18 protein-coding genes are annotated in these 19,896 nt (G+C 65.9%); 8 read left to right on the top strand and 10 right to left on the bottom strand.

The genetic code is table 11. The annotated features are described in order from the left end of the window. Positions 1-7 precede the first annotated feature (7 nt). The 7 genes from fba to JNB89_RS05190 all read right to left on the bottom strand — a co-directional run bounded on the left by fba (position 8) and on the right by JNB89_RS05190 (position 8,433). Complete coding sequence (fba, locus tag JNB89_RS05220) at positions 8-1,045, bottom strand: class II fructose-bisphosphate aldolase (RefSeq protein WP_220361520.1); 1,038 nt, start codon at positions 1,043-1,045, stop codon at positions 8-10. Positions 1,046-1,084: 39 nt separating this feature from the next. Further along, positions 1,085-3,148 carry a transketolase gene (gene tkt / locus JNB89_RS05215; RefSeq protein ID WP_220361519.1) on the bottom strand — a complete coding sequence of 688 codons (2,064 nt, stop codon included), beginning with the start codon at positions 3,146-3,148 and terminating at the stop codon, positions 1,085-1,087. A 52-nt stretch (positions 3,149-3,200) separates the two neighbouring features. Then, positions 3,201-4,073 (bottom strand): phosphoribulokinase, encoded by an 873-nt coding sequence (locus JNB89_RS05210; protein WP_013342886.1) that lies wholly within the window; start codon positions 4,071-4,073, stop codon positions 3,201-3,203. Between the two features lie 73 nt (positions 4,074-4,146). Continuing rightward, complete coding sequence (locus JNB89_RS05205) at positions 4,147-5,262, bottom strand: class 1 fructose-bisphosphatase (RefSeq protein WP_220361518.1); 1,116 nt, start codon at positions 5,260-5,262, stop codon at positions 4,147-4,149. Between the two features lie 25 nt (positions 5,263-5,287). Next, complete coding sequence (cbbX, locus tag JNB89_RS05200; protein WP_220361517.1) at positions 5,288-6,337, bottom strand: CbbX protein; 1,050 nt, start codon at positions 6,335-6,337, stop codon at positions 5,288-5,290. A gap of 3 nt (positions 6,338-6,340) precedes the next feature. Next, a complete protein-coding gene (locus tag JNB89_RS05195) occupies positions 6,341-6,769 on the bottom strand; it encodes a ribulose bisphosphate carboxylase small subunit (protein ID WP_220361516.1) in 429 nt (142 codons plus the stop codon). A gap of 164 nt (positions 6,770-6,933) precedes the next feature. After that, on the bottom strand, positions 6,934-8,433 hold the full coding sequence (locus JNB89_RS05190; protein WP_220361515.1) for a ribulose-bisphosphate carboxylase large subunit: 1,500 nt from the start codon (positions 8,431-8,433) through the stop codon (positions 6,934-6,936). Positions 8,434-8,917: 484 nt separating this feature from the next. On the opposite strand from JNB89_RS05190, the gene pqqA reads away from it, so the two are divergent. The 3 genes from pqqA to JNB89_RS05175 all read left to right on the top strand — a co-directional run bounded on the left by pqqA (position 8,918) and on the right by JNB89_RS05175 (position 10,497). Next, the gene (gene pqqA / locus JNB89_RS05185) at positions 8,918-8,992 is read left to right on the top strand and encodes a pyrroloquinoline quinone precursor peptide PqqA (RefSeq protein WP_013342881.1); all 75 of its coding nucleotides are present in this window, start codon (positions 8,918-8,920) and stop codon (positions 8,990-8,992) included. Between the two features lie 99 nt (positions 8,993-9,091). Further along, positions 9,092-9,676, top strand: coding sequence for a DUF447 domain-containing protein (locus tag JNB89_RS05180; protein ID WP_220361514.1), 585 nt, complete (start codon positions 9,092-9,094; stop codon positions 9,674-9,676). 77 nt (positions 9,677-9,753) lie between these two features. Beyond that, entirely contained in the window at positions 9,754-10,497 is a 744-nt protein-coding gene (locus JNB89_RS05175; protein ID WP_220361513.1) for a (5-formylfuran-3-yl)methyl phosphate synthase, read from the top strand. 192 nt (positions 10,498-10,689) lie between these two features. On the opposite strand, the gene JNB89_RS05170 is transcribed toward JNB89_RS05175, so the two are convergent. The 3 genes from JNB89_RS05170 to JNB89_RS05160 form a co-directional block, all read right to left on the bottom strand. After that, a complete protein-coding gene (locus tag JNB89_RS05170; RefSeq protein ID WP_028359695.1) occupies positions 10,690-11,280 on the bottom strand; it encodes an aspartate kinase in 591 nt (196 codons plus the stop codon). 236 nt (positions 11,281-11,516) lie between these two features. Then, the gene (locus JNB89_RS05165) at positions 11,517-12,641 is read right to left on the bottom strand and encodes a hydantoinase/oxoprolinase family protein (RefSeq protein ID WP_220361512.1); all 1,125 of its coding nucleotides are present in this window, start codon (positions 12,639-12,641) and stop codon (positions 11,517-11,519) included. Continuing rightward, positions 12,638-13,726, bottom strand: a complete 1,089-nt coding sequence (locus JNB89_RS05160; protein ID WP_220361511.1) for an ATP-grasp domain-containing protein — start codon at positions 13,724-13,726, stop codon at positions 12,638-12,640. The genes JNB89_RS05165 and JNB89_RS05160 overlap by 4 nt, the downstream gene beginning before the upstream one ends. 13 nt (positions 13,727-13,739) lie before the next feature. Between JNB89_RS05160 and JNB89_RS05155 the strand changes: the two genes are divergently transcribed. The 5 genes from JNB89_RS05155 (at position 13,740) to JNB89_RS05135 (ending at position 19,890) form a co-directional block, all read left to right on the top strand. Beyond that, positions 13,740-14,486: a HisA/HisF-related TIM barrel protein gene (locus JNB89_RS05155; protein WP_220361510.1), complete on the top strand. Its 747-nt coding sequence runs from the start codon at positions 13,740-13,742 to the stop codon at positions 14,484-14,486. A 290-nt stretch (positions 14,487-14,776) separates the two neighbouring features. Beyond that, positions 14,777-16,318: a formylmethanofuran dehydrogenase gene (locus JNB89_RS05150; RefSeq protein WP_220361509.1), complete on the top strand. Its 1,542-nt coding sequence runs from the start codon at positions 14,777-14,779 to the stop codon at positions 16,316-16,318. After that, positions 16,315-18,015 (top strand): formylmethanofuran dehydrogenase subunit A, encoded by a 1,701-nt coding sequence (locus JNB89_RS05145; RefSeq protein ID WP_220361508.1) that lies wholly within the window; start codon positions 16,315-16,317, stop codon positions 18,013-18,015. Before JNB89_RS05150 ends, JNB89_RS05145 begins: the two co-directional genes overlap by 4 nt. Before the next feature lie 19 nt (positions 18,016-18,034). Further along, the gene (gene fhcD, locus JNB89_RS05140; protein ID WP_220361651.1) at positions 18,035-19,033 is read left to right on the top strand and encodes a formylmethanofuran--tetrahydromethanopterin N-formyltransferase; all 999 of its coding nucleotides are present in this window, start codon (positions 18,035-18,037) and stop codon (positions 19,031-19,033) included. Next, entirely contained in the window at positions 19,030-19,890 is an 861-nt protein-coding gene (locus JNB89_RS05135; protein WP_220361507.1) for a formylmethanofuran dehydrogenase subunit C, read from the top strand. The genes fhcD and JNB89_RS05135 overlap by 4 nt, the downstream gene beginning before the upstream one ends. Positions 19,891-19,896: the final 6 nt, after the last annotated feature.

The following is a 19,896-nucleotide window of genomic DNA, read 5'->3' as shown; positions in this document are numbered from 1 at the left end:
CTTGCGCTTAGTGGTAGCGGCGCGCCATCGCCTCGAGCGGCAACGGCTTGATGCGCGGCGCCTGCCCCGCGCAGCCGAAAGCCTCGAAGCGCTCGACGCACACACTGCGCGCGGCGGCCGTGGCCGCCTTCAATGCGGCACGTGGGTCGAATTCGGCGCGGGCGTTAGCCATCGACTTGCGCATTGCGCCGCTCATTGCGAGCCGGATGTCCGTGTCGATGTTGACCTTGCGCACACCGTGAGCAATGCCGCGCCGGATTTCCTCCACGGGCACGCCATAAGTCGTGGGTATGTCGCCGCCGTATTCGCGGATTACCGCAAGCCATTCCTGCGGCACCGAGGACGACCCATGCATCACAAGATGCGTGTTCGGAATCCGCTCATGTATCTCGACAATCCGATCGATCGCAAGAATATCGCCGGTAGGCTGGCGGCTGAATTTATACGCGCCGTGCGACGTGCCGATCGCAATGGCGAGCGCATCCACGCCCGTCGCCTCGACGAAAATCTGCGCTTCTTTTGGGTCGGTCAGCAGGTCGTCGCGCGCGAGTTGGCCTTGCGCGCCCACGCCGTCCTCTTCGCCGGCCGTGCCTGTTTCGAGCGAGCCGAGACAGCCCAACTCACCTTCCACCGAAACCCCCACCGCGTGCGCCGCCTCGACCACCCGGCGGCTCACGTCGACGTTGTAGTCATAAGTGGCGGGCGTTTTCTGATCGGGCAGCAAGGAGCCGTCCATCATGACCGACGTGAAGCCGGAGCGGATCGCCTGCTGACACACCGCCGGGCTCGCGCCATGGTCCTGATGCAGCACGAGCGGAATGTCCGGATGCGCCTCGAGCGCGGCCAGCACGAGGTGGCGCAGATAAGGCTCGCCGGCGTACTTACGCGCGCCCGCCGACGCCTGGAGAATCACCGGGCTCGCGGTTTCCTCGGCGGCCTGCATGATCGCGTGAATCTGCTCCATGTTGTTGACGTTGAATGCGGGCACGCCGTAGCCGTGTTCGGCCGCGTGATCCAGAAGTTGACGTAGTGCGATGAAAGCCATGACAAACTCCTCGAAGACGAATCGGGTTCCGTATGCCGCTCATGCAAAGCGCCGCGCTACACGGCGCGCTTCGTCCGCCACGGCCCTCGCGGTCAGCGCGAAATGTTCGAACAGCGCGGCCGCAGGCGCGGACTCGCCGAAGGTGTCGATGCCTACAACGCCGCCTTCAAGCCCCACGTACTGCCGCCAGAACGCACTAACGCCGGCTTCCACGGCCACGCGCGGCACGGCCGGCGGCAGCACCGCCGCGCGCCATGCGTCCGGTTGCCGGTCGAATACGCTCGTCGACGGCATGGAGACGACGCGCGCGGCGATGCCTGCTTCGGCGAGTAGAGGAAGCGCTTCGAGTGCGAGTGAAACTTCGGATCCCGTAGCAATCAGTACGACCCGAGCACGAACGTCCGCATCGGTGCCTTGCACGGCTTCTGGCGGCCAGTCGCGCAGCACGTAGCCGCCCCGCTCCATCGCTTCGATCTGCACGCTGTCGCGTGTGACGAACGGCAGCGTCTGACGGCTTAGCAACAGGCATGACGGCCCAGCGCGCTCGACTGCACTCGCCCACGCGCGCGCGGTTTCCACCGTATCGCATGGGCGCCAGACGTCGAGCCCGGGAATCAGCCTCAGGCTCGCCGCATGCTCGACCGACTGGTGCGTGGGACCGTCTTCGCCAAGCCCGATGGAATCGTGCGTGAACACGAAGATGGAGCGTGTCTTCATCAACGCGGCCATACGCAGCGCGTTGCGCGAGTAGTCGGAAAACGTGAGGAACGTGCCACCAAAGGCGATATGCCCGCGATGCAGTGCGATGCCGTTGATCATCGCGCTCATGCCGAACTCGCGCACGCCGTAGTGCAGATAGTTGCCGCCTTGCAGGCCGGTGTCGTCCGCATGCACGTCGATGGCGGCCTGCCAGTCGGTGAGGTTCGAGCCGGTCAGGTCCGCTGAGCCACCGAGCAGTTCGGGCAACGCGCGGGCGAGCACTGCGATGGTCTGCTGCGAGGCCTTGCGCGTGGCGATGGATTGCGCCGCGCTGTCTGCGTCGCGCAGCATCGCATGAACGGTATCGCGCCAATGAGCCGGCAGCGCGCCTCGCGTCCTGCGCTCGAATTCAGCAGCCTCATGCGGATAATGCCGGCGATAGGCTTCGAAGCGGCGCGTCCACTCCGCCTCGGCCGCTTCGCCGCGCGCGCTCGCATCCCACTGCTTGCGCACGTCGTCGGGAACGACGAACGGCGCGTGCGTCCAGCCCAGCGCGCGCCGCGTGTTCGCAATTTCGTCGGCGCCCAGCGGCGCACCGTGCACGTCGTGGGTGCCGGCTTTGCCCGGCGAGCCTTTGCCGATCACGGTGCGGCAGCAGATCAGCGTGGGCCGGCCGGCGCTGCGCGCATCCTTCAGCGCACGGTCGAGCGCGTCGACATCGTGGCCGTCCACTTCGCGCACCACGTGCCAGCCATAAGCGGTAAAACGCGCGGGCGTGTCGTCGTTAAACCACTGCGCGACATGGCCGTCGATCGAAATGCCGTTATCGTCGTACAGCACCGTAAGCTTGTCGAGCTTCAGCGTGCCCGCGAGCGAGGCCGCCTCGTGAGAAATGCCCTCCATCAGGCAGCCGTCGCCTGCAAACACATACGTGCGGTGATCCACGATCGTATGGCCTGGGCGATTGAACTCGCGCGCGAGCAGCGCCTCGGCCAGCGCCATGCCGACCGCGTTGGCAAGCCCCTGCCCCAAGGGGCCAGTGGTCGTCTCGACGCCCGGCGTGACGCCGACTTCCGGGTGGCCCGGCGTTTTGCTGTGCAATTGACGAAAGCGTTTGAGCTCGTCAATCGGCAGATCGTAGCCGGTGAGATGCAGCAGCGCGTACAGCAGCATCGAGCCGTGTCCGTTCGACAGCACAAAGCGGTCACGGTCCGGCCATGCCGGATTGCGCGGATTGTGCTTGAGATGCCGGTCCCACAGCGCGACGGCAATCTCGGCCATGCCAAGCGGCATGCCGGGGTGGCCCGACTTTGCTGCTTCCACGGCGTCGATCGCGAGCATGCGCAGCGCGTCGGCCATCAGGCGTATTTCAGGTAGTTCAAGCGGTTGTGCAACGGCGCTCATCGAATTCTCCTTGGGAAACAGAAAGCAGTTGTCTCGCATGAAGCCGCGAGGCTCACGCTCGCGAGCGCCGGTCGATCAGTTGCAGAATCATCGGCGTGAAGATCAGTTGCATCGCAAGGCCCATCTTGCCGCCTGGCACGACGATCACGTTCGGGCGCGACATGAAGGAGTCGTGCAGCATGGTCAGCAGATACTGGAAGTCGATGCCTTTGGGCCGCGCAAAGCGGATGACGACAAAGCTTTCGTCCGGCTGTGGAATCTCCCGCGCAATGAACGGGTTCGACGTGTCCACGGTCGGCACGCGCTGGAAATTCACATGCGTGCGGGAAAATTGCGGGCAGATGTAATTCACGTAGTCAGGCATACGCCGCAGAATCGTGTCGACCACCGCCTCGTGCGAGTAGCCGCGCATGGTCTGGTCGCGATGCAGCTTCTGAATCCATTCGAGGTTGATGATCGGCACCACACCTATCAGCAGGTCCGCATGCCGCGCAATATCGACGCGCTCGGTCACGGCCGCGCCATGCAGGCCTTCGTAGAACATCAGGTCGGTGCCGGGCTGCACGTCTTCCCACGGCGTGAAGGTGCCGGCGTCCTGTTTGTACAGACGGGTTTCGGTTTCGTCATGCACGTAATGGCGGAACTTGCCGCTGCCGTTTTCCCCATAGCTTGCGAACAGCGCCTCCAGTTCTTCCAGCAGATTCGCCTGCGGGCCGAAGTGGCTGAAGTTGGGCACGCCGTCGCGCTCGTGCTGCTTCATGGCCTCGCGCATGCCGTTGCGGTCGTAGCGATGAAACGCGTCGCCTTCCACGATCTGCGCGTTGATCTTTTCGCGCCTGAAAATATGCGTGAAGCTTTTCATCACGGTGGTGGTGCCGGCGCCGCTCGAACCGGTCACCGCGATAATCGGGTGTTTGACTGACATGCGCTTGTCTCCGGATAGTGGTGTTATGTTCGGCCACGTTCTGAACCGCCGACGCGAGCCAGGGTTCGCGCAATCAGGCGGTAAAGCCCGGCAGGAAAAGCGAGCGGCGGGCAAAAAGCGGCGACGTGAACGGCTGGTCTTCGCCGCGGTCGTATTCGCCGTGATAGCGGCCAATGCGCTCCACTTCGTTGCGCGAGCCGAGAATCACGGGCACGCGGCCATGCAGTGCATCCGGCACCACGTCGAGAATGCGCTCGCGGCCCGTAATAGAAAGGCCGCCTGCCTGTTCGACCAGAAAGCTCATGGGGTTCGCTTCATACAGAAGCCGCAGGCGCCCTTCCATACCCGGTGTTTTCGAGTCGCGCGGATACATGAACACGCCGCCGCGCATCAGGATGCGATGCACCTCCGCGACCATCGACGCGATCCAGCGCATGTTGAAGTCCTCGGCGCGGCAGCCGGTGCGGCCGTCCTTGCACTCCTGCACGTAGCGTCGCACGGGCGGCTCCCAGAAGCGTTCGTTCGATGCGTTGATCGCAAACTCCGCCGTATCCACGGGAATCTGGATATTCGAATGCGTGAGCACGAAATTGCCGATGTCGCGTTCGAGCGTGAAGCCATGTGTGCCGCTGCCGACCGACAGCACCAGCATGGTAGAAGGACCGTAGATCGCGTAGCCGGCCGCCACCTGCTCGCGGCCTGGTCTCAGGAAAGCGGAGTCGCTCACCGGCACCTCTGCTCCGTCGCAGGCTTCCTCCACATTGCGCAGTACCGAGAAGATCGAGCCGACCACGCCGTTGATGTCGATGTTCGACGAACCGTCTAACGGATCGAAAGCAAGCAGATAATCGCCGCGCGGATAGGCTTGCGGGATCGTATAGACGCGCTCCATTTCCTCGGAGACCATTGCCGCCAGCAGTCCGTCCCACTCGCAGTGCTGCACGAAGATTTCGTTGGTGGCGACGTCGAGCTTCTTCTGCTCCTCGCCATGCGTGTTGATGCTCTGTGCGGAGCCGTAGTGACCGCCGAGCGCGCCCTTGGTGAGCATCGCCGAAATTGCCTTGATGGCCGCAGCCACGTCGATCAGCAGCGCGGAAAGGCCCGCGTTCTGCGCCCCACTCGCCGTGCAAGGCTGGCGGTCGAGCGTGTCGATCAGAAACTTCGAAAGGGTCGTACGTCCGTCTTGCATGGCGATCTCCTGAGGTTGTTTTCGGTTAGCCGGGCGGTGCAGTGGCGGGGCGCTCTACGTCGGGCGTCGCAGGTACACCGGCTGTGTGGGTGTTCGGCGCAATCGCGGGCGGACCACCGTAGGCAGCGGATTCAGCGGATTCAGCGCATTCAGCGCATTCGGCTGAGTCGTCGCTCGACGCAACCGGCGCAGCGAACACGCGGCTCGCGCGAATGTCCTCGGCTGCGATCAGTGTCAACGCGGCGGCGTCGATGGGCGCGGCGCCCTGCATTGCTCGTGCGAACAGACGATTGGCCTGGCGCAGCCGCGAGCGGTCGAGCGCATTGCGCACCGAACGTGCATTGGCAAAGTTCGGCTGACGCGTGCGCAATGCGAGGTAATCCGCAAAAGCTCGCCGCGAGTCGGTGTCGAAGCGGTAATGCATCGTGGCGAGCATGCGCTCTGCGATGTCGAGCAGTTCCGCGTCGCCGTAATCGGGAAACGTAATGTGGTGCGCAATGCGCGAGCGAAAGCCCGGATTGCTTTCGAAGAACACTTCCATTCGCGACGCGTAACCGGCGAGAATCACCACAAGATCGTCGCGCTGGTTTTCCATGGTCTGCAGCAGTATTTCTATGGCTTCCTGACCATAGTCGCGTTCGTTTTCCGGGCGGTACAGGTAATACGCTTCGTCGATGAAAAGCACGCCGCCCATTGCGCGCTTGAGCACGTCACGCGTTTTCGGCGCGGTATGACCGATGTACTGGCCGACCAGATCGTCGCGCGTCACGGAGACCAGATGATTGCGGCGAATGTAGCCGAGCCGGTGCAACACCTCGGCCATGCGCAACGCGACCGTGGTCTTGCCCGTGCCGGGATTGCCGGAGAAACACATGTGCAACGTCGGTGCGCCGCTTGCAAGGCCGAGCGATTCGCGCGCGCGCTCGACAAGCAGATGCGCGGCGATCTCACGAATTCGCGTCTTGACCGGCGCGAGGCCCACAAGGTCACGGTCGAGTTCCGCGAGCACCTCGCCGATGCCCGAGTCGCGATACAACGCAGCGAGGTCGATATTCGGCGGCAGCGCGAGGTTCATGGCTCAGCGCTCCGTAACGTAGCGTGCGCCGGAAGGCCGGTCGCTCGCGTAGCCCGCGAGCCCGTAACGTTGCACGCGCTCTGGCCCGTCCTGGCGCGTAAGACGGAAGCCCGGTTCCTCCTGCGGGCGATTCACGATGAACGACAGACGCATCGTCTCGAAGCCGCGCACGGAATCGAATGCGTTGACCTTGATGTAGTGATCGGGCCGCGCCGTGCGGCATGCCTTCACTTCCTGAAGCACGCCGGCTGCGTCGTGCAGATCGAACATCGGCAGTCCCCACATTTCCCAATACGTGTTGCGCGGATGCGGGTCGTCCGTGAATTCGACGGAACAGGCCCAGCCCTGGCTCAACGCATAATCGATCTGCAAACTGATTTCCTCGTCGGTCAATTCCGGCAGGAAGGAAAACGTGCCCTGTGTAATACGCATGACGTACCTCGCGATTGATTGGCTGCAACGTTAGAACGGCGCACGTGGTCTTGCGCACGGTGCCGCGGCACTGCTGCGGGATTGCATCGGGAATGGTGTGATACGCCTTTGTTCAAGGCACTTTCTGTCTTGAGCCATCCGGCTCGCCCTGCCCACCGGACCACTTACGCGGCCGTCGGCGTGGCGGAGAAATCCGGTGAATCTGTCGACGCGTAGTTGAAGGTCACGTCGCGCCAGGTGTCGAGCGCCTGCTTGAGCGGCCCGCACCAGCGCGCCGCGGCCTCGAGAATGTCCGGCCCTTCCTCGCGGATGTCGCGCCCTTCGTTGCGCGCTTTCACCATCGCTTCGAGCGCGACGCGGTTGGCCACGGCGCCCGCCTGGATGCCGCCAGGATGGCCGATGGTGCCGCCGCCGAACTGCAGAATCGCGTCGTCGCCGAACAGGTCGAGCAGTTGATGCATCTGCCCCGCGTGAATGCCGCCCGAGGCGACCGGCATCACCTTGCGCAAGCCGGCCCACGGCTGGTCGAAGAAAATGCCGCGCGACAGGTCCACTTCGTTGCGCGCCTCGCGGCATACGTTGTAAAAGCCTTGCACGGTCAGCGGATCGCCCTCCAGTTTGCCGACTGCCGTGCCGGCATGCGCGTGATCGACCCCCGCCATGCGCAGCCACTTTGCGATCACGCGAAACGAAATGCCGTGGTTGCGCTGACGCGTGTAGGTGCTGTGTCCCGCGCGATGCAGATGGAGAATCATGTCGTTCTTGCGTGCCCAGCGTCCCATCGACTGGATCGCGGTCCAGCCGACCACCAGATCGATCATGACGATGCATGACCCCAGTTCTCTCGCGAATTCGGCGCGCTCGTACATGTCCTCCATGGTGCCTGCGGTCACGTTCAGGTAGTGGCCTTTCACCTCGCCGGTTTCGGCCTGCGCGCGGTTCACCGCTTCCATCGAAAAGAGGAAACGGTCGCGCCAGTGCATGAACGCCTGTGAATTGATGTTCTCGTCGTCCTTCAGGAAATCCAGGCCGCCGCGCAAACCTTCATAGACGACGCGGCCATAGTTCTTGCCCGACAGCCCGAGCTTCGGCTTCACGGTCGCGCCGAGCAGAGGCCGGCCATACTTGTCGAGCCGCTCGCGTTCGACGACGATTCCCGTGGGCGGCCCCTGGAAGGTCTTCAGGTAGGCAACGGGTATGCGCATGTCTTCGAGGCGCAACGCTTTCAGCGGTTTGAAGCCGAACACATTGCCGATGATCGACGCGGTCAGGTTGGCGACCGAGCCTTCCTCGAACAGATCGAGTTCATATGCAATGTAGGCGAAGTATTGCGGCTCGCTCGCGCTGGATGCAGGCACCGGATCGACGCGATAAGCTTTGGCGCGGTACATGTCGCATGCGGTCAGCCGGTCGGTCCACACCACGGTCCAGGTTGCCGTCGACGATTCGCCGGCCACTGCCGCGGCCGCTTCCTCCGGTTCGACGCCCGGCTGCGGCGTGATGCGAAAGAGCGCAATCACGTCCGTGTCTTTCGGCGTGTAACCCGGCTGCCAGTAGCCCATCTCGCGGTACTTCATCACGCCCGCAGCGTAGCGCTCGCGCGGATTGCCCGCATTGCGCGGCTTGTGGAGAGACTCTATCGCCGGTTGACTGAAATCGTTCATGACGTTTCCTCGATGGTGGACAGGCGCGCTGCCGGAACAACGAAGCGCTTGTGTGCACTGTAGGCAAGACCGTCATGAACGGGAATTCACGATTTTATTTGGCAGACTTAATCGATAGGTTATCGATCGCGTATCGTGGAGCGGGTTTTTAGCAGATGCGCAAAGTGAATGTCTCCTGGTCCACGCCGTCGCCGCACGAAAGGCGATCGTTAGTGACACCCGCACCAGGGTCTTTCATCCCCAATGGCACACTTTGCTGCATTATCGGAACAGTGCGCCGCACGAAACGCCGTCAGGCCCGCGCGCGGCGCACAAGCATGCGCGCCGCGCTGTCCGGCAAAAACCGGAGTGCGGCGCGGCATTGGCTGCACGAGTTGCCGTTGCCGGTCCGGCACGAAGCTTGCGTAGCAGATCATGCCCATGAAGTCCGGCACCCTGCCGGGCCGACGGCATGACGCTGTTTCAACCAATGGAGGAAGCATCTATGCAATGGACGACTCCGAGCTACACCGATATGCGTTTTGGTTTCGAAATCACGATGTATATCGCTACGCGTTAAGCCCGCATGGGCCGCGTAATGCGGCCCCTCTGCGAATCGACTCTTAATCGTCAGTAACACGGGCGGCCCGAAGCGCTGCCGCGACACGCGTTCCCATCCATGATCCACGAAACGATCGTCACTACCGCAGCGCGCGATGGCCGTCCTCATGTCGCGCCGATGGGAGCCCTTTATGAAGACGACTTTGTCATCCTGTCGCCATTTCGTCCGTCCGTCACACTGGATAACATCGTCGCCACGCGCGCGGCGGTGCTCAATTTCACCACTGACGTCCGCGTGTTTGCGGGCTGCGTCACGCATTGCGCCACCGAATGGCCGACGCTCGCCGCGAGCCGCGTCGCGAGCGTGAGGCTCGCCGAATCGCTTGCCCATGCCGAACTCGAACTGCACGAGTTGCGCGACGACAATGAGCGCCCTGTGCTGCGGATGAAGTGCGTGCATCGCGAAACGCATGCGCCGTTCACCGGCTTTAACCGCGCGCAGGCAGCCGTCGTGGAAGGCGCGATTCTGGTGAGCCGGCTCTTCATGCTGCCGGCCGACAAAGTCGATCGCGAGATGGCCTACCTGCAGATCGCCATCGACAAAACCGCCGGCGACGCCGAGCGCACCGCGTGGGGCTGGCTCACGTCGGCTGTCGCCCGGCACCGCGAGCGGCTTGCAGCGCCCGGCGGCCAGGCCGCGTAGTCGCCTCTGACCCGCTGCATGGTTTGCCATGTAGTCACTCTCTGTTGCACTTTTCCCGCTCTTTTCGGAGAACACCGATGACGGCATTGCTCGCGAGTGTCCGCTCGCACGACGAAGCATTCGACGCCGCTCGCGCCGGCGCGGATCTGATCGATCTCAAGGAGCCGAACATGGGCCCCCTCGGTGGCGTGTCGACTGGCGAGATTGCGCGGATCGTCCGCGAGCTTCGCGCCCGCTATCCGGTCAAGCCGATCAGCGCGACGATTGGCGACCTGCCGCCCGAAGCGCTCGATGAAATCGCCGAGCGCGTAATCGAAGTCAGCGAAACGGGTGTCGATTACGTGAAAGTGGGCGTGACGCCCGGCCCGGCAGCACGCCGCTGCATCGACCATCTGGCGAATCTGCCCGCGGCAGTGGTGCCGGTCCTGCTATGCGACGGCGGCATGGACGGCGCACTGGTCGCGCACGCCGCGTCGCTCGGTTTTGCGGGCGTGATGTTCGATACGTCGGCCAAGGACGGCAGCACGCTTTTCGATCACGTGGACAGCGACTCGCTCGCGCGATGGCTGCGGCTGATACGCGAGCGAGGCGCGATGTGCGGGCTCGCCGGGTCGCTGGGCTGGGCGCAGTTGGCGCAGATTCATGCGCTCGCGCCGGACGTGGCGGGTTTTCGCACGGCATTGTGCGTGGATGGTCGACGCTCGCGGCTCGATCCGCAACGTGTCGCTCAATGGGCCGATGCGCTGCACCGTAGCTCCGGTGGGGTCCGCGCCGCGGGCATCGCGGCGGATTATGCAGGAGCGGGAGCCGTGTCTGTCTAAACGGCGTGGACGGCGCGGCGTGGACGGCGCGGCGTGGACGGCGCGGCGTAGACGGCGCGGCGCGGACGGCGCTCGGCGCACGGTGCACCGCGTACCGTGCGCTGGGCACGCAGAGCAGCAGCGCCAGTCGCGCCCGCGCCGTCATGCGGAGACGATGCATGCGCCGCGGCCCGAGCCGGCGCACGCCTGCGTTCAGATCACCGGCGTGTTCAACAACCGGTCGCGCATCAATTCGACATTGTCCTTGTTGAACAGCTCGACCACGTAATTGGCCTCGTTCACGTAATCGACGAAGCGGCGGTCCACCACGCCTGCGGCCGCGAGCGTGTCGAGGCGCTCGTTGCCCGTTATCGGGCAGGACTTCACGACGATCAGCCGCTCGGCGTTGAGCATGGTCGAGAGCCAGGCGGCGAGGCTGTCCGAGGTCGTGTCCCAGTTGCTCATTGCGTCGGGCGTGTCGCGCATCAATGCGGTCGGCACCCACACTGCGACATGGCCGTCGCGCAGCGCGCGGCGGATCTTCGCCTCGCTCGAGGCGAGCACGAGCTCAGGCAGCACGCCTTGCATGAGGAGCGCGTACTGGGTCATCGCGAGCAGACACATATTGTGCGCGGCGAGATCGTCGAAACACCATTCGCTCTGGTATTGCCGCACCTTGTCCGCGAAATCGCCACCGCCGGGAACAATGACGATGCGCCCGCCTCCCACCTCGCATAGCTCCATGAGCCACTGGCGCAGCGCCGGCTCGTGACTCAGGCTGCCCCCGATCTTGACCACCCACATGATCGTTGTCCTCGTTTGCGATTAACCTCGTTTGCTTGTCTGCTGTGCTGCGGGTTTGCTCGGGTGCTGGTCTCCTGTGGTTGGGGCGGCGTACCGGGTTTGCTGGGTTTGCACAAGGGTGCTGGTTTTCCGCTTGTTCCGCTTGTTCCGCTACTACGGCTCGCACCGCTCGCGGCTCTCGTTCCGCCGCAGCCCTCCGTCGCACGGTTCGTCGTTCAGGCCGCGTAACTCATCAATCAAGCCGCCCGGAACGCCGCCTGCGCACCATACGCGCCCTCGCCCGCCGCAGCAGCGCGCGTCGCCGCAAGCAACCCCACCGCGACGCTCGGCGCGCAGGTCGCGGCCCAGTCGGCCTGCGCGGCGGCGCCGCCCGCGAGCGTGCCGAAATCCATATAGCCGCGCGCTTCCTCGCGGGCGAGCGCCGCCACGAGGAAGCGTCCGCAGCCGGCGCCCACGAGCGGCGCGGCCGCCAGTTCCGGGTGAGCCGCCGTCACGCGCATCAGGTTCGCGCTGATCTCGCGCAATTGCAGGTCACGCCAGCGCAACGCAAACGCGCGCCACTCGGCGGGACTCGCTTCATGCGCATCGCAGCCGATCATCCGTGCAATGCGTCTGCGGCTCGCCAGTTCGGTCTTGGGGCCGTTGTCGGCGCTCGGGTACAGGTCGTACTGCGGCGCGAGTTCGCCCGTGAGCCGGTATACGTCGGCGGTGGTCGCGAACCATTCGTTCATCACGTTGACCGTCGCGCCGCCGAACTCGACGCGCCCCGCAATGCCGCACAGCGGCGTACGCACCACGCCCTGATACACGAGCTCGCCGGTCGCGAGCCGCCCGGCATCCGTCGATGCCCGCGCAACCACGCGCCCGTTGGCGACCGGAATAATGTCGGTGGTCGTGCTGCCCACGTCGACCAGCAGCGCGTTCGCAACCCGCGTCGCGAGCCAGCGCGCGGTCGCAAGCCAGTTCGCCGACGCGACGCTGCGCCAGCCGCTCGCGCAGGTCTCGCGCGTCAACCAGCCGGCCTCGCCTGCATAGAACGCGACGCGCGGACCGAGCCGTTGCCCGAGCGCCGCGGCTATCGCGCGCACGCCCTGCGAACGGTCTTCGAACAGGTCGACCATCTCGCCGGTCATCGTCACCGCGTGCTGCGCGGCGTAGGTCTTCGCAGCCGGCCAGCGCTCGAACACCTGGTCGATCGTGTGCTCGAGATGCTCGAGCCCCTGCCACAACGGGCAGGCCCATTGCCCGACGTCGAGCAGCACGCCGCCACGATCGCTCATCGACACTTTGACGTGCGCGCCGCCGACATCCCAGCCGAACACCGGCGCGCCGCCGGACGCTTTCATGCGTGGCGAGTTCATGGTTGTGCTCCGCAAGCAGAGTGAGCGTCGAACGAGCGCGCGCTCGCGCTATCCGGTTCGTTGTGTGCGTCTGTTTCGCCGTGCTCGCGCGGGTGAATCCGCACGCCATGCGCCGCCAGCAACGCCGCCGACAGATTGCGGCCAAGCGCGGCAGTGAGTCCCGCATAAGCGACGGTCAGGCGCGGATTGACCTCGATCACGACAGGCCCGCGTGACGGGTGCCACACCACGTCTATCCCGGCAAAGCCGCGCAGTCCCGGAATGGCCCTCGCGACGCGCTCGGCGAGTGCGCGCAGCGTCTTGCCGTGGTCGCTGCCCGTGTCGATCTGGTTGACCGTCACGCCGTCGAATTCGACGATGCTCGCGCGTTGGCCCGGCGCGGTACTCTCGAAGAGACCAATGCGCTGCCGGTTAATGCTGACAAGCTCGGTGCGCGCACCGTCGCAGATCAGCGAAAGGCTCAACGGCTCGCCGTCCACCCACTCCTGCAGTACCGGATTGCGTGCGGCGGCCGCGCGCGCGTCGTATTCGGCGCAGGCTTGCGCGAAGTCGTCGAATACGAACGTGTCCAGTCCGCCAGCGCCGTCGTCCGGCTTCACAACCCATTTGCTGCCCGCGTGCGCTGTCGCCTGCCCCGGCTCGATGGCCGGCGTGGTCGCAATGCCGTGGGCCGCGAGGCACGCGGCGGTCGCGCTCTTGCTCGACGCGAGCCGGATGGCTTCCTTCGCGCAGCCGAGCCAGCGCGTCGCACCGACCGCGTCGTACAGATGCAGCAGCAAGCCGTCGCACTCCGGCGCAATGATCCACGCATAGTCGTGCTGCCGCGCCGCCCGCGCGACGAAGGCCGTCATCGATTCGCCGGGCGCAGCCATACAATGAACGAGCGCGGGGTCAACGCTTTCAAAGCGCGAGCTCGCAATGCTGACCTGCACGCCGTCGAGCCTGCGCAGGTCAGCGGCCAGCGCGTCGCGCATCACGCGTCCTTCGACGATCAGCGCGCTCAGGTCCGCGAGGCTCGCGGCACCGGCGAGCGCCGGGTCGATGCCGCCGCCGGTGAGATACTCGAAGACAAAGATCTTGGTCAAAGGATGCGCCCCTATGCAGGTGATACCGGTTCTCGATCTGCTCGACGGCCACGTCGTGCGCGCGGTGCGCGGCGAACGGGCCGGCTATCTGCCGATACGTTCGTCGCTGGCCGCCACCAGCGAGCCGCTCGACATCGCCCGCGCGCTGCTTGCGGCAAGCGGCGCGCGCACGCTCTATATCGCCGACCTCGGCGCGATCCTGCAGCAGCGCCCTCACGTCGCGACGCTCGCCGCGTTGCGTGCCGCGCTGCCGGGCGTCGACATCTGGCTCGACGCCGGTTATGCCGACTACCCGTCGATGCTCGCGCTGTTCGCGCGCATCGACGCAAGCGGCCCGCTCGCGCCGCCGCTTGCCGCGACGCTCGTGCCCGTGTTCGGCACAGAATCGCTGCAAGACATTCACGCGCTGCGCGCGGCCGAAACCGCCGGCTTCGCGCCGATCCTCTCGCTCGACCACCGCGCCGGCCAGTTACTCTGCGCCTCAGGCGTTTGCGAAAGCCCTGAGCCCGCGCGCTCATGGTGGCCGCGCAAAGTAATCGCGATGACGCTCGATCAGGTCGGCAGCTACGACGGTCCCGATCTCGCCACCTTTGAGCGCATTCGTGCCGCGGCGCCTGCCGGTACCGAGGTGATCGGCGCCGGCGGCATTCGCCACGGCGACGACATGGCGGCTGCCGCTCGCACGGGCGCGCTCGCGTGGCTCGTCGCGTCCGCGCTGCATGACCGCCGCATCGGCGGTCCGCTTGCGGCATCGACGTAAGCGCTGCAAAACAAGTTCTATGCCAATCGGCGGAAAGGGGATGACGGTAAACAAACGGCAAGCTTTATCGTGCTTTGGCAAGCCGCGGGTGACACTCTGCTCCAGAACGACACACAACCTGTGCGCTGCGTCAGACTGACGCAATGGCGCGCGGCGCAGCGCGCTCAACCCTGTGCCCGCCTCGCGGCCCTGCGACGGTTTAGGCCGGAGATGACCGATGCGGTGCGTTGCGAAGCCCAACGTTACGCGGCAGCCAAAACCTCGGCATGGAGCTTGCTAAAAGTCGCCCCATGCACCTCTCGCCCACCGATCCGTCGACGACCAGCCCCTTGGGCGCTCCGCACGCGCCCGGCTCGTCGGTGCTGTCAATCACCCGCGACTGGACCTGCCCGTTTTGTCCGCTGCTGTGCGATGACCTCGCGATCGAGTCGCACAGCGACGCCACGCTCTCGGCGCAGAACACCGACTGCCCACGCCTCATGCAAGCTCTCGCGTGTTACGGCCCGGCAGACGAGCAGTGCCGTGCAAGCGTCGACGGTCACGACGCAGACTTCGACACGGCGCTCACGCAGGCGGCCCGGATTCTTTCGACGGCGCGCCGGCCGCTGTTCGGCGGCCTCGGCACCGACGTGGCCGGGGCTCGCGCGCTTTACCCGCTCGCCGCCGGCTGCGGCGCGATCCTCGACCACCAGCATGGCGACGCGCTGAGCGCGGCGACGCTCGCGCTGCAAGACCGCGGCTCGTTCTTCACGACGCTTTCCGAGGTGCGCTCGCGCGCTGACCTACTGCTGTTCTTCGGCTGTCAGCCGTCGCGGCGCTACCCGCGCTTTTTCACGCGCACGGTGGCGGGAAGCACGACGCCGCGCGAACTCGTGTTCATCGGCTGCGAGGCAGACCCGGCGGCAAGCGGCCTCGATAACGTGCGCGTCGAGTCGATCCTCGCCAACGCCGATCCGTTCGATCCGTTCGATACGCTCGCGCTGTGGTCCACGATCAGCGACAGGCGTCCGCCGAGCGCCTTGCATCAGGACGTGGCCGACGCGGCGCGCGTGAAAGAAACGCTTGCCGTATTGCAAGCGCTTCAGGCGCGCATCGACGCGGCCCGCTACACGGTGCTGGTTTACGAGCCCGGCGCGTTGCCCGGTCCGCATGCCGCCTTGCTGATTGAAGCGTTGAACCGCATCGTGAAGGCGTCGAATCTCGGCGCGCGCGCGGGGGGCCTTGCGCTCGGCGGCGATGACGGCGCTCTGACGGTCAACCAGACCGTGACCTGGCTCGCGGGTTTGCCGCTGCGCACGCGCGTGTCGGCGCCCTCGCGCATGGCGGGCAGCGCGCCGCTCGACTACGATCCGCACCGCTATCGCACCGAACGACTGCTCGCCGACGGAGAGATCGACGCGTTGCTGTGGGTCGCGAGTTTCGCGCCGTCCGCGTGGCCGCAAGCGCTTGCCGACGACGTGCCGGCCATCGTGCTGGGCCACCCGGCTCTCGCGCGCACGGCGGCCGCGCGCGGCCCAGGCACCGTGTTCATTCCGGTCGCGACGCCCGGCGTGGACAGCGGCGGGCATCTGTTCCGGCTCGACAGTTCGGTGGTGATGCCGCTCGCGGCCGCTCGCGGGACGTCGTTGGCGACGGTGGCGTCAGTAGCTGCGCAGCTCGAGGAACGGCTGCGCGCGGCGGGGGCGGCTGCTCAGTTGGAGGCTGGAGCGAGTGCTTCGTCGGGTGCTGGATCGGCTGCTGGGTACGGCGCTCAATTGGCCGCTCCGCTAACCACTCATCCAGCCACCCAGCCAGCCAGCCCACCCGCTCCTCCCCCGCAGGTGCGCCCATGACGCTGATCCGGCTCAAAGGCGGCACGGTCTTCGACCCGGCCAACAACGTCGACGGCGAGCGCCGCGACCTCGCGTTTTGCGACGGCCGTATCGTCGACGTGCCCGCGAACGTTCCTGCCGATTGCGAATACGACGCCTCCGGCATGATCGTCATGGCGGGCGGCATCGACATGCATTCGCATATCGGCGGCGGCAAGACCAATCTGTCGCGGCTTCTACTGCCCGAGGATCATCGCGACGATCCAGTGCGCGACGCGGCATACGAATCCGTGCAGGACGCCAACGGCCGCTATCTGCGGCTGCCTTCGTGCGGCGTCTGCACGCCCGGCACGCTCGCCACCGGCTACCGCTACGCCGAAATGGGCTACACCGCGGCGTTCGAACCGGCGATGATGCCGTCCAACGCGCGCCATACGCACCTCGAAATGGGCGACACGCCGATCATCGACCACGGCGCATACGTGATGCTCGGCAACGACGAGCTGTTCCTGCAGATGCTCGCCGCGCGCGACGACTTCGAGCGGCTGCGCGACTACGTCGGCTGGACCATTCATGCGAGCAAGGCGCTCGGCGTAAAAGTGGTCAATCCTGGCGGCATCTCGGCGTTCAAGTTCAACCAGCGCTCGCTCGACGTCGACGAGCCGCACGCCCATTACGGCATCACGCCGCGCGAAGTGCTGCACACGCTGACGCGCGCGCTCACCGAGCTGCGCGTGCCGCATCCGCTGCACGTGCATGCGAGCAATCTCGGCGTGCCGGGCAACCTCGATTCAACCATCGCGACAATGGACGCCGCCGACGGCTTGCCCGTCCATCTCACGCACATCCAGTTTCACAGCTACGGCACTGAAGGGCCGCTCAAGTTTTCGTCGGGCGCGCGGCGCATCGCGGAAGCCGTGAACGCGCGGCCGAACGTGTCGATCGACGTCGGCCAGATTATCTTCGGGCAGACCGTCACCGCGTCCGGCGACACGATGATGCAGTTTCGCAACGCGCCGTTCGCGCGGCCGCACAAGTGGGTGGTGGGCGATATCGAATGCGACGCGGGCTGCGGCGTGGTGCCGTTCCGCTATCGCGAGCAGAGCTTTGTAAATGCATTGCAATGGATCATCGGGCTCGAGATTTTCCTGCTGGTGGACGACCCGTGGCGCGTCGCGATGACCACAGATCATCCGAACGGCGGTCCGTTCACGAGCTATCCGCATCTGATCCGTCTCTTGATGGACAAGTCGTTTCGCGACGAGCAGCTTGCCAAGCTGCATGCCGACGCACAGGTGGCGAGCGCATTGCCGCAATTGACGCGCGAATTCTCGCTGTACGAGATCGCGATCATCACGCGCGCCGGACCGGCGCGGCTGCTCGGACTGCGCGACCGTGGCCATCTGGGCGCGGGTGCGGCGGCGGACATCGCCGTCTATCGTGACGATCCGGATCGCGAGCGGATGTTCACGTCGCCCGCCTATGTGTTCAAGGACGGCGAGCTGGTGGCGCGCGACGGCACCCTCGTCTCGACGCCGACGGGCGGCATTCACTTCGTTTCACCCGAGTTCGACCGCGGCATCGAAAAGCGCGTGCGTGCCTATAGCGAAGCAAATCTCGCTACCAACTTCGCGCATGCCGCGATCAGCGACGACGAGGTCTGCCACTGCTGCCGCGGCGGCAAGCTGCTGCCCGTCGAATGTTTCGCGCACGGCTGAGATGGCTCACATGGCACATATGGCTGACATCGCTGCCCCGCACGCCGGCTCGGATACGACGAGCGACACGCCCACCCTGCAGATCAACGGCACCACAATCGACGCCACGTTCGCCGAAGCATTCCCGATGAAGGCCACGCGCCTCGTCATCACCGCGCATACGCCGGCGTGGGCGATGAACGGCGCGCACTCGCTGACGGGCTTCGCGACCTCGGTGATCGGCTGCGGCTGCGAAGCCGGCGTCGAATGCACGCTCGAGCGTGAGCAAACGCCGGACGGCCGGCCCGGCGTCGCGGTGCTGCTGTTCGCGGTGTCGTCGAAGGAACTGGCGAAGCAGATCGAACGGCGCGTCGGGCAATGCGTGCTCACCTGTCCGACCACGGCCGTGTATCGCGGCATCGACCCGCAAACGAGCCGCGCGCCGCTGTCGGACCTCGCGCCGCTCGGCAAAAACCTGCGCTTTTTCGGCGACGGCTGGCAGATTTCGAAGATGCTTGGCGACACGCGCTACTGGCGCGTGCCGGTGATGGACGGCGAGTTCGTCTGCGAAGAAACCGCGCCCACGGTGAAAGCGGTGGGCGGCGGCAACCTGATTCTGCTCGCGCGCGACATGGACGCGGCGCTCGCCGCCGCCGAAGCAGCAGTGGCGGCAATGCGCCGGCTGCCGAACGTCATCATGCCTTTTCCGGGCGGCGTGGTGCGCTCGGGATCGAAAGTCGGCTCGAAATACAAGGGCGCCACCGCGTCCACCAACGACGCGTTCTGCCCCACTCTCACCGGCCTCTCGCCGCGCAGCGAACTCAGCGCCGAAGTGGGCTGCGTGCTCGAGATCGTGATTGACGGACTCACCGAAGCGGACGTCGGCGCCGCAATGACCGCGGGCATCGTCGCGGCGGCGGCGCTCGGGCGCGCGGGTGGCTTGCTGCGCATTTCCGCCGGCAATTACGGCGGCAAGCTCGGTCCTTATCACTTTCACCTCCAGCAACTGGCGGCCGGCCTAGGCGGGAGCAGCGCATGAGCGTCGTCACCACGTTGCGGCTGCGCACGCCGCCCGGTTTTCGCGTCGATGCGTCCGCGCTGCTGCCGGCACCGCTCGCGACGCTCGCGATCGCGGACATCGAGCGCCTCGTGCTGCCGGCGGGCAACGAGCGTTGCGTCGTCGCCGATGTATTCGACGTGTCGCGCAGCGGCGACGCAGCGGCAAGCGCGACAGACGCGGCTAACGCGCTGAACGCAGAGCCCGCGCTCGTCATAGAAGACGCCGTCCCGTGGCTCGACCGCCTCGGCGCACGCATGACGCGCGGGCATCTGCTCGTGCGCGGCTCGGCCGGCGATCAGTGCGGCTTTCAGATGAGCGGCGGCGTCTTGCGTATCGACGGCGACGCCGGCCACTTCACCGCCTGCGAAATGCGCGGCGGGCGGCTCACGGTGGCGGGCAATTGCGGCGATTTCGCGGCAGGCGCGCTCGCCGGCGACATGGAAGGCATGAGCGGCGGCACGCTTAGCATCCACGGCAACACAGGCGCGCGGCTTGCCGACCGGATGCGCCGTGGGCTCGTGCTGGTGGGCGGCAATGCGGGGGACTTCGCGGCGTCGCGGCTGGTGGCGGGCACCGTCGGCATTGCCGGCAAGGTGGGCGCGCATTATGCATACGGTATGAGACGCGGAACCCTGCTGTTTGCGCAGCGTCCCACTAATCTGCCGCCAACGTTCGCCGACGGGGGCCGCGGCTTCGACGTATTCTGGTCGTTGCTGGTACGCAGTCTGGAAGGCGAAATCGCGCCGTTCTCACGGTGGCGCGCGGCCGCGCTGCCGCGCCGCTATACAGGCGACGCCGCGGTCGACGGGCGCGGCGAGTTGCTAGTCGTGGACTAACCGGGG

The organism is Paraburkholderia phenoliruptrix (assembly GCF_019511605.1).
Lineage (GTDB): Bacteria > Pseudomonadota > Gammaproteobacteria > Burkholderiales > Burkholderiaceae > Paraburkholderia > Paraburkholderia phenoliruptrix_A.
This window is presented reverse-complemented; position numbering and strand designations above follow the sequence as displayed.

Coding starts and splice junctions, on each gene's coding strand:
- fhcD (WP_220361651.1), top strand. CDS start 18,035: ATGGCTGACATCGCTGCCCCGCACGCCGGCTCGGATACGACGAGCGAC.
- JNB89_RS05175 (WP_220361513.1), top strand. CDS start 9,754: ATGACGGCATTGCTCGCGAGTGTCCGCTCGCACGACGAAGCATTCGAC.
- JNB89_RS05155 (WP_220361510.1), top strand. CDS start 13,740: ATGCAGGTGATACCGGTTCTCGATCTGCTCGACGGCCACGTCGTGCGC.
- JNB89_RS05145 (WP_220361508.1), top strand. CDS start 16,315: ATGACGCTGATCCGGCTCAAAGGCGGCACGGTCTTCGACCCGGCCAAC.
- JNB89_RS05170 (WP_028359695.1), bottom strand. CDS start 11,280: ATGTGGGTGGTCAAGATCGGGGGCAGCCTGAGTCACGAGCCGGCGCTG.
- JNB89_RS05135 (WP_220361507.1), top strand. CDS start 19,030: ATGAGCGTCGTCACCACGTTGCGGCTGCGCACGCCGCCCGGTTTTCGC.
- JNB89_RS05195 (WP_220361516.1), bottom strand. CDS start 6,769: ATGCGTATTACACAGGGCACGTTTTCCTTCCTGCCGGAATTGACCGAC.
- JNB89_RS05210 (WP_013342886.1), bottom strand. CDS start 4,073: ATGTCAGTCAAACACCCGATTATCGCGGTGACCGGTTCGAGCGGCGCC.
- cbbX (WP_220361517.1), bottom strand. CDS start 6,337: ATGAACCTCGCGCTGCCGCCGAATATCGACCTCGCTGCGTTGTATCGC.
- JNB89_RS05205 (WP_220361518.1), bottom strand. CDS start 5,262: ATGCAAGACGGACGTACGACCCTTTCGAAGTTTCTGATCGACACGCTC.
- JNB89_RS05190 (WP_220361515.1), bottom strand. CDS start 8,433: ATGAACGATTTCAGTCAACCGGCGATAGAGTCTCTCCACAAGCCGCGC.
- tkt (WP_220361519.1), bottom strand. CDS start 3,148: ATGAGCGCCGTTGCACAACCGCTTGAACTACCTGAAATACGCCTGATG.
- JNB89_RS05165 (WP_220361512.1), bottom strand. CDS start 12,641: ATGAACTCGCCACGCATGAAAGCGTCCGGCGGCGCGCCGGTGTTCGGC.
- fba (WP_220361520.1), bottom strand. CDS start 1,045: ATGGCTTTCATCGCACTACGTCAACTTCTGGATCACGCGGCCGAACAC.
- JNB89_RS05150 (WP_220361509.1), top strand. CDS start 14,777: ATGCACCTCTCGCCCACCGATCCGTCGACGACCAGCCCCTTGGGCGCT.
- JNB89_RS05180 (WP_220361514.1), top strand. CDS start 9,092: ATGATCCACGAAACGATCGTCACTACCGCAGCGCGCGATGGCCGTCCT.